The sequence below is a fragment of the Autumnicola tepida genome (assembly GCF_031846485.1).
Lineage (GTDB): Bacteria > Bacteroidota > Bacteroidia > Flavobacteriales > Flavobacteriaceae > Autumnicola > Autumnicola tepida.
The window spans coordinates 89,931-104,025 of sequence record NZ_JAVRHQ010000009.1; the positions used below are offsets into that span (position 1 = coordinate 89,931).

12 protein-coding genes are annotated in these 14,095 nt (G+C 41.0%); 7 read left to right on the forward strand and 5 right to left on the reverse strand.

Annotated features, from left to right (window positions below; genetic code table 11):
- Positions 1-19: 19 nt before the first annotated feature.
- Together RM553_RS09255 and RM553_RS09260 are read right to left on the reverse strand one after the other, a co-directional pair.
- Positions 20-862: a thioredoxin family protein gene (locus tag RM553_RS09255; RefSeq protein WP_311534633.1), complete on the reverse strand. Its 843-nt coding sequence runs from the start codon at positions 860-862 to the stop codon at positions 20-22.
- A gap of 63 nt (positions 863-925) precedes the next feature.
- The gene (locus tag RM553_RS09260; protein WP_311534634.1) at positions 926-1,417 is read right to left on the reverse strand and encodes a YkgJ family cysteine cluster protein; all 492 of its coding nucleotides are present in this window, start codon (positions 1,415-1,417) and stop codon (positions 926-928) included.
- A gap of 11 nt (positions 1,418-1,428) precedes the next feature.
- Here RM553_RS09260 and RM553_RS09265 point away from each other — a divergent pair, with 11 nt between their 5' ends.
- Together RM553_RS09265 and RM553_RS09270 are read left to right on the forward strand one after the other, a co-directional pair.
- Entirely contained in the window at positions 1,429-2,139 is a 711-nt protein-coding gene (locus tag RM553_RS09265) for a class I SAM-dependent methyltransferase (protein ID WP_311534635.1), read from the forward strand.
- A gap of 61 nt (positions 2,140-2,200) precedes the next feature.
- Complete coding sequence (locus tag RM553_RS09270; RefSeq protein WP_311534636.1) at positions 2,201-3,007, forward strand: hypothetical protein; 807 nt, start codon at positions 2,201-2,203, stop codon at positions 3,005-3,007.
- A 1,216-nt stretch (positions 3,008-4,223) separates the two neighbouring features.
- On the opposite strand, the gene RM553_RS09275 is transcribed toward RM553_RS09270, so the two are convergent.
- Positions 4,224-6,422, reverse strand: a complete 2,199-nt coding sequence (locus RM553_RS09275; protein ID WP_311534637.1) for a RecQ family ATP-dependent DNA helicase — start codon at positions 6,420-6,422, stop codon at positions 4,224-4,226.
- Positions 6,423-6,505: 83 nt separating this feature from the next.
- Between RM553_RS09275 and RM553_RS09280 the strand changes: the two genes are divergently transcribed.
- The 4 genes from RM553_RS09280 (at position 6,506) to lptB (ending at position 9,765) form a co-directional block, all read left to right on the forward strand.
- Complete coding sequence (locus RM553_RS09280; protein ID WP_311534638.1) at positions 6,506-7,480, forward strand: KpsF/GutQ family sugar-phosphate isomerase; 975 nt, start codon at positions 6,506-6,508, stop codon at positions 7,478-7,480.
- A complete protein-coding gene (gene tatC, locus RM553_RS09285) occupies positions 7,481-8,332 on the forward strand; it encodes a twin-arginine translocase subunit TatC (protein ID WP_311534639.1) in 852 nt (283 codons plus the stop codon).
- On the forward strand, positions 8,322-8,678 hold the full coding sequence (locus tag RM553_RS09290) for a carboxymuconolactone decarboxylase family protein (RefSeq protein WP_311534640.1): 357 nt from the start codon (positions 8,322-8,324) through the stop codon (positions 8,676-8,678). Before tatC ends, RM553_RS09290 begins: the two co-directional genes overlap by 11 nt.
- Before the next feature lie 346 nt (positions 8,679-9,024).
- A complete protein-coding gene (gene lptB / locus RM553_RS09295) occupies positions 9,025-9,765 on the forward strand; it encodes an LPS export ABC transporter ATP-binding protein (RefSeq protein ID WP_311534641.1) in 741 nt (246 codons plus the stop codon).
- On the opposite strand, the gene RM553_RS09300 is transcribed toward lptB, so the two are convergent.
- Positions 9,766-10,527, reverse strand: a complete 762-nt coding sequence (locus RM553_RS09300) for a CDP-alcohol phosphatidyltransferase family protein (protein ID WP_311534642.1) — start codon at positions 10,525-10,527, stop codon at positions 9,766-9,768.
- A 224-nt stretch (positions 10,528-10,751) separates the two neighbouring features.
- On the opposite strand from RM553_RS09300, the gene lnt reads away from it, so the two are divergent.
- Positions 10,752-12,338 carry an apolipoprotein N-acyltransferase gene (gene lnt / locus RM553_RS09305; RefSeq protein WP_311534643.1) on the forward strand — a complete coding sequence of 529 codons (1,587 nt, stop codon included), beginning with the start codon at positions 10,752-10,754 and terminating at the stop codon, positions 12,336-12,338.
- A 362-nt stretch (positions 12,339-12,700) separates the two neighbouring features.
- Here lnt and RM553_RS09310 read toward each other — a convergent pair whose 3' ends face one another.
- Positions 12,701-14,095 (reverse strand): exopolysaccharide biosynthesis polyprenyl glycosylphosphotransferase, encoded by a 1,395-nt coding sequence (locus tag RM553_RS09310; protein ID WP_311534644.1) that lies wholly within the window; start codon positions 14,093-14,095, stop codon positions 12,701-12,703.

The following is a 14,095-nucleotide window of genomic DNA, read 5'->3' on the forward strand; positions in this document are numbered from 1 at the left end:
GGGGAAAAGACCTAGCGCTTTATATTTCCCCGAATAAAATCTTAGCCTTCTTTGAGAATTCCTGAGTAGTATCATACGAGCTTAAACCTTCCCTCCATTCGGCTTTTTCTTCAGAATCCAGTCCTTTCGAACAACAGTAATTGAGATAATAATAAAGGTCCAGATTGTTATCCCGGATTTCTTCCTGCTCAAAATTCCTATCAAGTTTTCTTGCTACTTTATCATAGTTTCCGGTGTACAGGAATGGGATCATTTCCAGCAACTCAATCTGCTGGTTCACCCACTCATAATTTGCCTGGTCTTTGTCTAATAAACTTTTTGCCGCCCGCAGGTATTCTTCAGATAACCGCAGCATATTGCTTTGCACCTCTTCTTCCAGGTAAAGGCTAAAATCCTGATACTTTTTGGCAAGCCTAAGGGCGGTGTGATATTTGGGATTTTTAAAATAGGCTATAGATTCCATTTGTAAAAAAGAAGTCTGCAGGGAATATTCCGTTAAAAACTCCGCTAATTGTGATTTAGACATATACCCCTTGTGGTGAACAATCACGTCCCCATTTCCATTCAGAATAAAAACATCCGGAATTGCCCTTATATTATAACTACCGGCAAGTGCCCTTTCATGATCAATATCAATTTTTACAGGAACAAAGTTTTGCATTAATGTCTCTATCTCCGGATCGCTCCACGATTCCGAATCCATTTTCTTACACGGGCCGCACCACGTTGCCCAAAAATCGACAATAATTAATTTGTTTGTTCCTAACGCGAGTTCCTGGGCCTCATCTAAAGAGGTAAGCCAATTGGCAGCATAGGAGTTGAAACTAAAAAGGACTAAAATAAAAAGAGTAATTTTTCTCATAAATTCTTAAATATTTCACAAAATAAGTTTTCTCTTTTAACTCTGCTAAAAATTTTTTAAAAATTATTTCAGCCTCGCCTTCATTTTTTCCACGATATTATAAGCGGCAGGACAAATTGCGGTATTTTTAATGGTGAGATTAGAAATTTTATGAAAGTCTTTCCTGTCGGTATGCGGATATTCCCTGCAGGCTTTGGGGCGAACATCATAAATAAGACAATAATTATCGGGGGCTAAAAAAGCACATGGCACCTCCTGCAAAACATAATCTTTATCTTCATCTATCCGCAAATACTGCTCAATAAACTGCTGTGGCTTTAGTTTTAAATGCTTACTAATACGCTCAATATCCTTATTAGTAAAAAGAGGGCCGGTTGTTTTACAGCAATTCGCACAATCAAGGCAATTTGTTTTGGCAAATTCTTCCTCATGCAGCTCCTGCATTTGCCGGTCCAGATCTTTGGGAGGCTTTTTTCTCAATTTTGAAAAAAACTTTTTATTCTCCTTATGCTTATCTTTGGCGCGGTCGGGAAGATTTTCTAAGGTTTCCTGCATTTGGCAAAGATATGAATAAGACTAAGAAGGACATATTTGGAATGGCTATTTCAGCCTATTATTATCATAAGGATGAAAGTGATATTATTGTACATTCCCCAGATTTTGACGATGATATTATTCCGGTTTTCTACCTGTTCAGGGAATTTGGCGATATGCCTCCCATAGAAAAAACCGCTTTAAAAACCTGCCGCGGGAGCGTGCTCGATGTTGGCTGCGGGGCAGGCAGCCATGCCTTATATCTTCAGAATAAGAAAAAATTAAAGGTCACGGCCATAGATACTTCCGGGGGCGCCATTAAAATTGCTTCGGAAAGAGGATTAAAAGATGCTCGCCACCTCGATTTCTTTGAGCTAAAAAACGAAAAATTTGATACTATCCTGATGCTGATGAACGGCACCGGCATAATAGGAAACCTGAAGAATTTGAATTCATTTTTCAGACATGTCGAAAATCTGCTGCTACCTGGTGGGCAGCTGCTAATAGACTCTTCAGACCTGAGTTATTTGCAGGATGAAGACGACGATCCGGATGATAAATACATTGGGGAAATCCGGTTTCAGCTAAGCTATAAGGGAGAACAGTCAGAAAGTTTTGACTGGCTTTATATAGATTTTGAATCGCTGAAACACATAGCCGATTATAACAATTTTAATTGTGAACTTCTAAAAAAAGGCAGGCATTACGATTATCTGGCAAGACTTCAGCCAAAGAAGAAGTAATTTTATATTTTTGGATTTTTATGCCGCACAAGCGGTACCCAGATCCCGATTTTAAAGCTCAATGTATTATAAAGTCTCCAAAAACCTTCCGAAGAAAATTCAGCTAAACAGGTTGCTGCTAATCTTTGCGCTATTTACAACTATTATTTCCTGTACTACCGGCGATGACGATCTAAGCAGCCGGATTGATAAAAGTGTAAATCTAAGGAGCCTGGGAGATTCTGCGCACGATCTATTAAGCGATGAAAAATTCACTTCTATTAATATTGAAATTGCTTATGTAGCTGGTTATGCGCCAAATCCTGATGCGCTTAAAATTTTTAAAAGTTATCTGGAAAGAAGAACATTTAAACCCGATGGAATTAATATTAACCTTCGCTCAGTGGAGTCTTCAGGCCTGGCGCCCTTTGAAATAGATGAAATTGTAGATATCGAAAAGACTACAAGAACCACTTACAATGCGGGTGATGAAATTGCCGTTTTTATTTATTATGCCGATGGCAGTAACGAAGATGATGAAGACAGCAAAGTAATTCTTGGTTCGGCTTTTAGAAATACCTCCATGGTGATTTATACTAAAACAATAGAAGAATTTGTGGCAAAACCAGGTAATCCGTCCAGGAAAACCGTTGAAGCTGCGGTACTAAACCACGAATTCGGGCATCTGCTGGGCCTCGTAGACATTGGTTCTGAAGCACAAAGTGACCATGCCGACAGTGAGAATGACGGACATTGCACTGCCCGCGGCTGTCTTATGCGTTCTTCTATAGAATTTGGCTATGGAATTGCCAACATGCTGGATGAAAATGGCGTTCCCATGCTGGACGCCCAATGTATTACAGATCTTCAGGCCAACGGTGGCCGATAATTAATAAAATGAAGTTAGAGGTGGGAAGTTAGAAGGTTTCTTTATCGGGTAAGGGTTGTGGTTGAAAAAATTAATCATTCTTTAAAGCAGCTGAAAAAAGCTCCCATCCTTTTTAAGGAGAGGTGGCCGAAGGCCGGGGTGGTTTTAGTGGCAGTAAAAAATGGCCAATGGAAAATGGAGAATGGAAAATCTGGCTAACCGGAAGTACAATGTTATGAGTTGTCCGTTGTCGGTTGTCTGATTTTATTTTCTGTTTGGGTAGTTTATTGGTCCAAAATTTCACAATATCCTCTGCGGTAATCTGCGTTATCTGCGTTATCTGCGGGAGAAAAAATTGAAAATTATAATATAAGTTGGCGATTATCCAATTGCTGAATCTTAAAAATGGCCAATTGAAAATGGAGAATGGAAAATGGAAAATCTGGCTAACCGGAAGTACAATGTTATGAGTTATCCGTTGTCGGTTGGCTGATTTTATTTTCTGTTTGGGTAGTTTATTGGTCCAAAATTTCACAATATCCTCTGCGGTAATCTGCGTTATCTGCGGGAGAAAAAATTGAAAATTATAATATAAGTTGGCGATTATCCAATTGCTGATTCTTAAAAATGGCCAATTGAAAATGGAAAATGGAAAATCTGGCTAAACGGAAGTACAATGTTATGAGTTGTCCGTTGTCGGTTGTCTGATTTTATTTTCTGTTTGGGTAGTTTATTCGTCCAAAACTTCAAAATACCCCCTGCCATAATCTGCGTTATCTGCGGGAGAAAAAATTGAAAATTATAATATAGGTTGAAGATTATCCAATTGCTGATTCTTAAAAATAGCCAATTGAAAATGGAGAATGGAAAATGGAAAATCTGGCTAACCGGAAGCACAATGTTATGAGTTGTCCGTTGTCGGTTGTCTGATTTATTTTCTGTTTGGGTAGTTTATTCGTCCAAAACTTCAAAATACCCCTGCCATAATCTACGTTATCTGCGGGAGAAAAAGCGAAAAGTCGAATTATATTATAGTTTTTAGTTGTCAGTTATATTCTTAAATGGAGAATGGACAATGATATCCAGCTAAACAGAAAAATCTAATGTTATGAGTTGTGGGTTGTGAGTTTTCTGGCTGGGTAGTTTGTGCACTCCAAATTGAAACCAATAAGAATCCATAATTCAGCATTCAAAATAAAACAAGCGTATGTGTAATCATAAAGGATTCACTTCTTACTTAATTCGCCACTTCACTAATAAATTTTATACGATAAAGCCGCAATTCCTCATCATCGTAATCCCCGTCAAATTCTTCTATCGCGTCATCAATTTTATCGGTTTCCGCCTCAAGAAAATATTCATGTATCTCTTCCTGCTGGTCTTCATCTAAAATATCCTGAAGGTAATAATCGATGTTAAGCTTTGTTCCGCTATACACAATGGCCTCCATTTCCTTTATAAATTCATTCATTTCCATTCCTTTGGCTGAAGCGATATCGTCCAGAGGCAATTTTCGGTCTACATTCTGAATGATATAAAGCTTTAAGGCCGAATTTGCACCGGTAGATTTCACCACCAGGTCATCTGGGCGAATAATGTCGTTATCTTCAACATACCTGGCGATAAGCTCTACGAAATCCTTTCCGTATTTTTTAGCCTTGCCTTCTCCTACACCAAAAATATTCCCCAGCTCTTCTATACTTATGGGATATTTTAATGCCATATCTTCAAGTGAAGGATCCTGGAAAATGACAAATGGCGGCAAACCAAGTTTTTTTGCCACCTTTTTCCGCAAATCCTTCAGCATATTTACCAGCTGCTGGTCTACTGCTCCGCCCGCTTTTTTTGAAGCTGAAGAAACCCCTTCTGTAGTCACATCAAAAATATGATCTTCAGTCATCATAAAAGATTCCGGCTGTTGCAAAAATTCTTCTCCCTTGGCGGTGATCTTTATCACCCCGTAAGTCTCGATATCCTTTTTCAGCATTCCGGAAACCAGAACCTGCCGGATGAGTGCCATCCAATATTTTGAATCCTTATAATTCCCTTTTCCAAAAAGCGGGTTTTCATCGGTTTTATGTGAAGCGATAATGGCATTGGATTTGCCAACCAGCGTGCGTACCAAGTCTTTGGCCTTGTACAATTCCCTGGTTTCCTTAACCGTTTTCAGCAAGAGCTCCACTTCTTCCCGCGCTTCCGTTTTCTTTTTGGGATGCCTCACATTATCGTCCATGGAAGCGCCTTCTCCCGTCTCCTGGTCAAAATCTTCCCCAAAATAATGAAGAATGAATTTCCTCCTGGAAACCGATGTTTCTGCATAAGCCACTATTTCCTGGAGCAGCGCATGGCCAATTTCCTGTTCGGCCACGGGTTTGCCGCTCATAAATTTTTCAAGCTTCTCTATGTCTTTATAGGAATAAAACGCAAGGCAGTGGCCTTCGCCACCATCCCTCCCGGCCCTTCCGGTTTCCTGGTAATAACTTTCTATGCTTTTTGGAATATCGTGATGGATCACAAAACGCACATCGGGCTTATCTATTCCCATCCCGAAGGCGATTGTGGCAACTACCACATCTATATCTTCCATAAGGAACATATCCTGGTGCCTGGACCGGGTTTTGGCTTCCAGTCCCGCATGATATGGAACGGCACTTATCCCGTTTACCTGAAGGGTTTGCGCCAGTTCCTCTACTTTTTTACGGCTAAGGCAATAAATTATACCAGACTTGCCTTCGTTTTGCTTTACAAACCTTATGATATCGGCATCTACGTTTTTAGTTTTTGGCCGTACTTCGTAATAGAGGTTAGGCCGGTTAAAACTTGCCTTAAAAGTAGTGGCATCGGTAATACCAAGGTTTTTCAGAATATCCTCCTGTACCTTGGGAGTAGCAGTTGCCGTAAGTGCCACAATAGGGATATTGTCCCCAATGCGGCCAATGATATTCCTTAAATTCCGATATTCAGGCCTGAAATCGTGCCCCCATTCACTAATACAATGCGCTTCATCTATAGCGAGAAAAGAGATCTTTTGTGTCTTTAGAAAATCCACATAATCTTCTTTGGTCAACGACTCGGGGGCTACATATAAAAGCTTGGTTATTCCATTGCTGATATCTTCCTTCACCTGCCGTACTTCGGTCTTGTTCAGCGAGGAGTTAAGAACATGGGCCACCCCGTGTTCTGAGGAGATGCCGCGAATGGCATCTACCTGGTTCTTCATTAGGGCAATAAGGGGCGAAACCACAATTGCTGTCCCGTCGGCAATTAAAGCCGGGAGTTGGTAGCATAGGGACTTTCCTCCTCCGGTTGGCATTACCACAAACGTGTTGTTACCTTTCACAACACTGGTAATCACCTCTTCCTGAAGCCCTTTGAACTGGCTAAATCCAAAGTATTTCTTCAGTTGTTGGTGTAAATCAATTTCCGTCAAACTCATTCAATTGTCTTACAATTTTATATACATTTGCAATACTAAATATACATATTTCTTTAGTACTTACAATCCCTAATTCATCAAATTTGAAACTTCAGGAAAAAATTCTTACAGCCGCAAAAGAAACCATTTCTACCGAAGCTAAAGCAATTGCAAATCTTGAGAATCTCCTTGATGATGAATTTGTTAGCGCCGTGGAAAAAATTTACCGGTCTAAGGGCAGGCTTATAGTAACAGGTGTTGGCAAAAGTGCCGTTATCGCTACAAAAATAGTGGCCACTTTAAATTCTACAGGCACCCCCGCCATCTTTATGCACGCCGCAGATGCCATTCATGGCGACCTTGGTACCATTCAAAAAGACGACCTGGTATTGTGTATTTCAAAGAGCGGGAATAGCCCTGAAATAAAAGTTTTAATCCCGTTAATCAAGAATTTTAACAATCCATTGCTGGCAATCACCGGAGATAAAGGTTCTTTCCTCGGAAAAGAAGCCGATTTTGTGCTGAATTCTTACGTAGAAAAGGAGGCCTGCCCCAACAACCTTGCCCCTACCACAAGCACTACCGCGCAGCTGGTAATTGGTGATGCCATAGCCGTTTGCCTCTTAAAGCTGAAAAAATTTTCCAGGAAAGATTTCGCCAAATACCATCCCGGCGGCTCCCTTGGGAAAAAACTTTACCTGCGGGTGCGCGATATCACTTCCCAAAATGAAAAGCCCTTGGTGAAACCCGAAAGCAGCGTATCGGAAGTGATTATTGAAATTTCTGAAAAAATGCTTGGGGTTACCGCCGTGATCGAAAATGATGAAATTATTGGGGTGATTACCGATGGGGATATTAGGAGAATGCTGAAGGACAACAAAGAATTTAAAGGCCTGACCGCGAGGGACATCATGAGCAAAAATCCGCGGCTCATAAGCCAGGACGCCCTCGCCGTAGATGCCCTGGAACTAATAGAAGATAATAAAATAACCCAGCTGCTGGCCATAGATGATGAAATAGGCGGGAAATACGCCGGCGTGGTGCATCTTCATAATTTAATTCGCGAAGGAATTTTATAGATGAAAAAAATCAAAGCTCCGCAACCGGAACAGGAAAAAGAAATGTCTTTTTTAGACCACCTGGAAGATCTCAGGTGGCATTTAATACGCGCAACACTCTCTGTAGTAATTGCGGCCAGCCTGGCTTTTCTTGCCAAAGATTTTATATTCGATGTTTTGCTGTTTGGCCCTAGTAAAGGAAGTTTCTTTTCTTATAAAATCTTATGCCAAATGTCTCAGGCCCTGGGTTTCGACAGTGGGTTTTGCCAGGAAAAACTACCATTTGCCATTCAAAGCCGTACCATGGGAGGACAATTTTCAGCACACGTATGGACTTCCATAACCGCAGGATTCATCGTTGCCTTTCCATATATAATATATGAATTCTGGAAGTTTGTAGCGCCGGCCATGCATGAAAATGAGAGAAGAAACGCAAAGGGATTTATTTTTATTACTTCCCTCCTGTTCTTCCTGGGCGTTGTTTTTGGATATTATGTAATCACTCCGCTTTCTATTAATTTCCTCGGAAAGTACCAGGTGAGCGATATGGTTCTTAACCAGTTCGATTTAAGCAGTTATATTAGCCTCGTGAGGGCTTCGGTACTTGCCAGCGGCCTGATATTTGAACTTCCAATAGTAATTTATTTCCTCACCAAAGTGGGAGTGGTTACACCAGATTTCCTGAAGACTTACCGAAAATATGCCCTGGTTGTGGTGCTGATTGTTTCAGCCGTTATTACCCCTCCAGACATTGTGAGCCAGATAATTGTGGCTATCCCGGTTTTGATTTTATATGAAGTGAGTATTGTTATCTCCAATATAATCTACAAAAGAGAATTGAAAAATTTAAATAAAAAAGGCTATGATCAATAAGGTTGAGGAATTTAATTCCTACCGCCAACAAATGAATGATAAAATCCTGAGTGAAAACAATAAAGTTCTAAAGAGGATTTTTAACCTGGATACCAATGCTTTCGCTGAAGGTGCCCTGGACAAGCGAACAAAAGAGCTGCTGGGCCTTGTAGCCTCGCTGGTTTTGCGATGTGACGACTGCGTGAAATACCACCTGGAATCCAGCCATAAGGAAAACATTACCAGGGAAGAAGTAATGGAAACCCTTAGTATTGGCACCCTAATTGGCGGGACCATTGTTATTCCCCACCTGCGCCGGGCTTTTGAATACTGGGAAGCTCTGGAAGATGCAAAAAGGGAAGAGTAGCCTTGAGTTTTGAGGTTGAAAAGAGTGAGAAGTTAAAATAGGTTACCAGTTGTCTGTTGTCTGTTATCTGTAAATAGCGATGGGTGATGGAATTCGTAATCTATGGTTTAAATAGCTGAAGACTGCTAAAAAAGCATAAACTTAATAACTTAAAGCATAAGAAACGCGCTTAAAAAAGCTCCTCCACTTCTTTAAGGGAGGTGGCCGAAGGCCGGAGGGGTGGTTTCGGGAAATTGCAAACCTTAAGTTATGGCTATAACCGGTAAATTCTTATAATTAGAAGGTGGCAGAATAATTTTGGATAAATTTTTGATTAGAACCAGGCGACCCAACAAATATTAAAAATATGAAATTACGCGCCGATAAACTTATTAAAACTTACAAAGGAAGATCTGTTGTAAAGGGAATTTCCCTTGAGGTAAACCAGGGAGAAATCGTAGGATTGCTGGGCCCTAACGGCGCGGGAAAAACCACTTCTTTTTATATGATCGTGGGGCTTATAAAGCCCAATAGTGGAAATATTATCCTGGACAAGGTGAACATTACCAAATTCCCCATGTATAAGCGGGCGCAAAACGGTATAGGCTACCTTGCCCAGGAAGCTTCGGTTTTCAGGAAACTGAGTATTGAAGATAACATTATGAGCGTGCTGGAACTTACTTCGTTATCAAAGAAAGAACGCCATCTTAAAATGGAATCTTTAATTGAAGAATTCGGCTTAAACCATATCCGTAAAAACCGGGGAGACCTTTTAAGCGGTGGGGAACGCCGTAGAACCGAAATCGCCCGGGCCCTGGCCACCGATCCCAAATTTATTCTTTTAGATGAACCTTTTGCGGGAGTAGACCCCGTGGCCGTAGAAGATATTCAACGTATTGTCGCGCAGTTGAAAAACAAGAATATCGGCATTCTTATTACCGACCATAACGTGCAGGAAACCCTTGCCATAACAGACCGTACCTACCTTATGTTTGAAGGTTCTATCCTTAAACACGGGCAGCCTGAAGAACTGGCTGAAGATGAGATGGTTCGTAAAGTTTATTTAGGCAAAAATTTCGAACTTAGGAAAAAGAAAATCTTCGAATAATCAGGCCGGTTTCTTCTGATCTCCAAAAATAAGCGAGAGCAGGACATAACTTACAATAATTACCGGGATAGCTGCAAACTGCAGAAAGATTACCAGTAGAAGGCACAACAGGATAAATAAATACCTGAGTTTGTTATGCTGAAAGGACCAGTCGGAGAACTTAAGGGCGAACAATTTTATTTCAGCATTGAGGAAATAACAACTTACCAGCGTTAGGCCAATAAGAAACCATTCATTCAAAATAAGGGAAGAAACAATTTCTCCCGGCTGATAAGTTAGGATTAAAGGTAAACTTAGGATAAGAAGGGCGTTAGCAGGCGTAGGAAGACCTATGAAAGAGTCTGTCTGCCTTTCATCTACATTAAATTTCGCCAGCCTGTAGGCAGAAGCCAGCGTGATCAATAAACCAACAAGAGCGGTGGTATTAAAGTCCCATTCCAGGAAAGAAGTATCTGCAGCCCATTCCGTAGAAATTTCCTGTCCACCGCCGGGTAAGGCTTTATTCAGCATCTGGTACATCACAATTCCCGGCACTACCCCGCTGGTTACGGCATCTGCCAGGGAATCCAGCTGCAGCCCAACTTCGCTTTTTACATCCAGCGCCCTTGCGGCAAGCCCGTCAAAAAAGTCAAAAAATATCCCAAGCGCCACAAAAACGGCTGCCATAATCAGGTGTCCCTGTACAGCAAACAGTACGGCAATGGTTCCGCTTAGCAGGTTTAAAAGAGTAATCAGGTTGGGGATATGTTTTTTTAGCACCATGTTTTTTGTTGTATGAAGATACTAATGTAATAATAAATATAAGTTTTAAAGTACGAAGTTAGAAGTACGAGGTTTGAAACCTGGAATTTTCACTATTCACTTCTCACCACATTTCACTATTTTAACTTTTCAATTTCAGCATAATGAAGCTCAGTTTCCTATTTTTGAGGTGTCGCAATTCAATTTCCGACTGATTTTCCTTTATTTATTCGAAAAAAATATAAATGAAACAACTTGCTCTCACGGTTTTAAGTGGACTACTTCTTGCCATGGGTTGGCCAACCTACGGTTTTCCTTTTTTACTCTTTATTGCCTTTGTACCGCTGCTTTTCGCAGAATTTCAAATCAGGAATTTTTCAAAAAAATCAATTAAGCTGAAAGTATTCGGGACGGCTTACCTAACGTTTTTCATCTGGAACCTTATCACCACGTACTGGATCTGGTTTTCCACTCCCTTTGGCGGCGTTTTTGCCATTCTTGCCAATTCCCTGTTGATGAGCATTGCTTTTCTTATTTATCACATTGTTGCCAAGCGTACAGGTTTTTCAGCAGCTGCCACCTTCCTGGTCAGTTTCTGGATGGTTTTTGAACAGCTACACCTTAACTGGGATTTTTCCTGGCCCTGGCTAAACCTGGGCAACGGGTTCTCTGGATATCACAACCTTATCCAATGGTATGAATATACCGGCACTTTTGGCGGAACCCTCTGGATCTGGCTGGCCAATATTGCTGTTTATAAAGCCCTGCTCCTTTTCAGGGAATTTAAAGATAAAGCCATTATTTACCGCGGAATTATAAAACTGGGGCTGATAATAGCAATTCCCATAGCTCTTTCTTACCTGATAAGGAACAATTATAAAATGCCCGCCGCAACCATGGAAGCGGTCATTTTACAGCCCAATATCAATCCTTATACTGAAAAATATAACACCACCGATACCCGCATTGGAGAACTATTGACAGATTTAAGCAAGGAAAAAGTAACAGATTCCACCGCGCTTGTTGTTGCCCCGGAAACTGTTTTTGCTGACGGTACTGTTTTATCAGAATTTGAAAATTCTGAAGCCGCCTTTTTTGGCAGGCAACTGGTAAGAAAACATGAAAATCTGAGCTTTCTTGGCGGAATTTCTTTCTTTCAGCGCTTTAGCGATCCTGCGCTGGTAAAACCACAAAGCAACCAGATTGGCATAAACGACTGGTATGATGATTATAATTCGGCATTTTTGATAAGCAACTTTAAACAAGCGCAGCTTTATCATAAATCCAAACTTGTGGTGGGTGTGGAGAATTTTCCTTATCAAAGTGTGCTACGCCCAATCCTGGGAGATATTATGATAGACCTTGGCGGAACGGTAGCCATGAAAACCACGCAGCCAGACCGGGAAGTTTTTCAGCTGGATAATGGCGAGCTTACTGCCCCTATTATTTGCTACGAATCGGTTTACGGGGAATATGTAACGGGATATGTGCGCAACGGAGCCCAGTTTCTTACTATTATTACCAACGACGCCTGGTGGGGCGATACCCAGGGCCATAAACAACACCTCAGTTATTCTAAGCTAAGAGCTATAGAAAACAGGAAAGCGGTGGTTAGGAGCGCCAATACCGGTATTTCCGCTTTTATTAATCCCCTGGGGGATATTGAAAAAAGCCTGGGTTATGAAAAAAGAGGAAGCCTTAAAAATGATGTTATTATAAATGATGAGCAAACATTCTACGTGAAGTATGGAAACTATATCGCCAGGATCGCGCAATTTCTTGCTTTGTTTATCTTTCTTTTCGCTATGGTTAAGTACAGGAGAAAACGCTAAGGTAAAGAGACTTTAGACGGTAGGTGGTAGGCTTTAGATAGTAGACTGTAGACTGTAGACTGTAGACTGTAGACTGTCAAAAGTAACTCAGGAACTTTTTCTTTTTGACTCATTCACTCTTTAATTTAGATTATTTTAAATGCTGAATTTTAAATATTGAATTGACTTTTATTAACCATTGCAATAGTCAATTCTCAATCCTTTGTGAAAGGACGGGCGATTTTTCCGCTCTCCACTTCCACTATTCCCTTCTCACTCTTCACTAATTCTCCCGCAGATCACGCAGATTTCCGCAGATCCAACTCACCACGTTCCACAAAATTTCAACTTCTAACTTCCCACTTCTAACTTCTAACTTCACACTATTGTCCTCTAAAAAACAAAACCGTACTGCAGGTTTTCAGAAGGATATTCAGGTCCAGAAAAATGCCACGGTGTTTGATATAGTAAAGATCGTACTGTAGTTTTTCCAGGCTATCGGTATGGGAAGTACCATAATTCGCCATTACCTGGGCCCAGCCGGTAAGTCCCGGTTTTATCACGTGCCGGGTTTCATAAAAAGGAATGATCTGTGACAATTCTTTAACAAAAACAGGACGTTCCGGCCTGGGGCCAATAATACTCATATCCCCTTTCAGCACATTATAGAACTGCGGGATCTCATCTAATCTCGACCTCCTCAAAAATTTTCCGAATTTAGTAATGCGGTAATCATTTTTTTGCGCGTATTGGGGGCCGCTATGTTCCGCATCATGCCGCATAGTCCTTAACTTCAGAATTTTGAAGACATGGCCGTTTTTTCCGATCCTGTCCTGGGAGTATAAGAGCTGCCCCCTGTTCCCCAGCATATTTCCAATTAAGATCAGAGGTAAAAGCAACAAACCTACAGCCATTCCTACAAAGGCGATCAGTACATCAAAAAAACGAAATACCAGCGTGTAGAATTTATTCGCGTTATTACGGCTAAAAGGAAAGTACCTGTAGAAATCCTTATCTACATTTTCCACCGGAATGCGCTGCGTTAATTCTTCATAAACCTGGGTATAATCTTTAATAGGAAAACCTCTCGTCAACAATTCGTACAACTTGTTATAAAGCGGCAGCATCAGGCCTTTGCGATACGCGCTGGCTACGACTATTTCGCTGATATGGTTTTCAGGAACAATATCCGGGAGCTCATCTACATGGAATTCTTTCAAATTATGTGTGTCCAGCCCGGCTTTAACCTGATTGTCTGTATTTATAAACCCTACAATATGGTAGTTGGGATCGGTTTTCTGAAGGGCTTCCACGATAAGTTTAATGTCGAAAGAATCCCCAACCACCAATACCCGTTTGTAAAATCTTGGAGTAGTAATCAGGTTTATATACGCAATCCTCCAGGTGAGCAGCGCGCCGGCAATGGAAAGAAAAAAAAACAGGATCTGCAGTCGGTTTTCCGGCAGGCTTGGAGTGAAGTATGGCGTAAGCATGTAAAACAGTACGGTGGTTGATGTGGTTAAAATCACATTTTTAAGCACACTATCTATCCTGCTGGCCTTCTGAAGGTCGTAAAGTTCAAAAACCGTGGAAAAGAAATTTAAAAAAAGGATTAGTACCAGGGTCCAGATCCAATATTGGGAATCGATCCGGAAGTAATCAAATTCAAAGATGATCCCTACGATACTCAGGGTAAATAGAACTACGATATTGTCAAATAAGCGCAGAAGCACCCGGCGTTCAGAGATTTCAAAATGTAGTAATGGCTTTTCAGACAT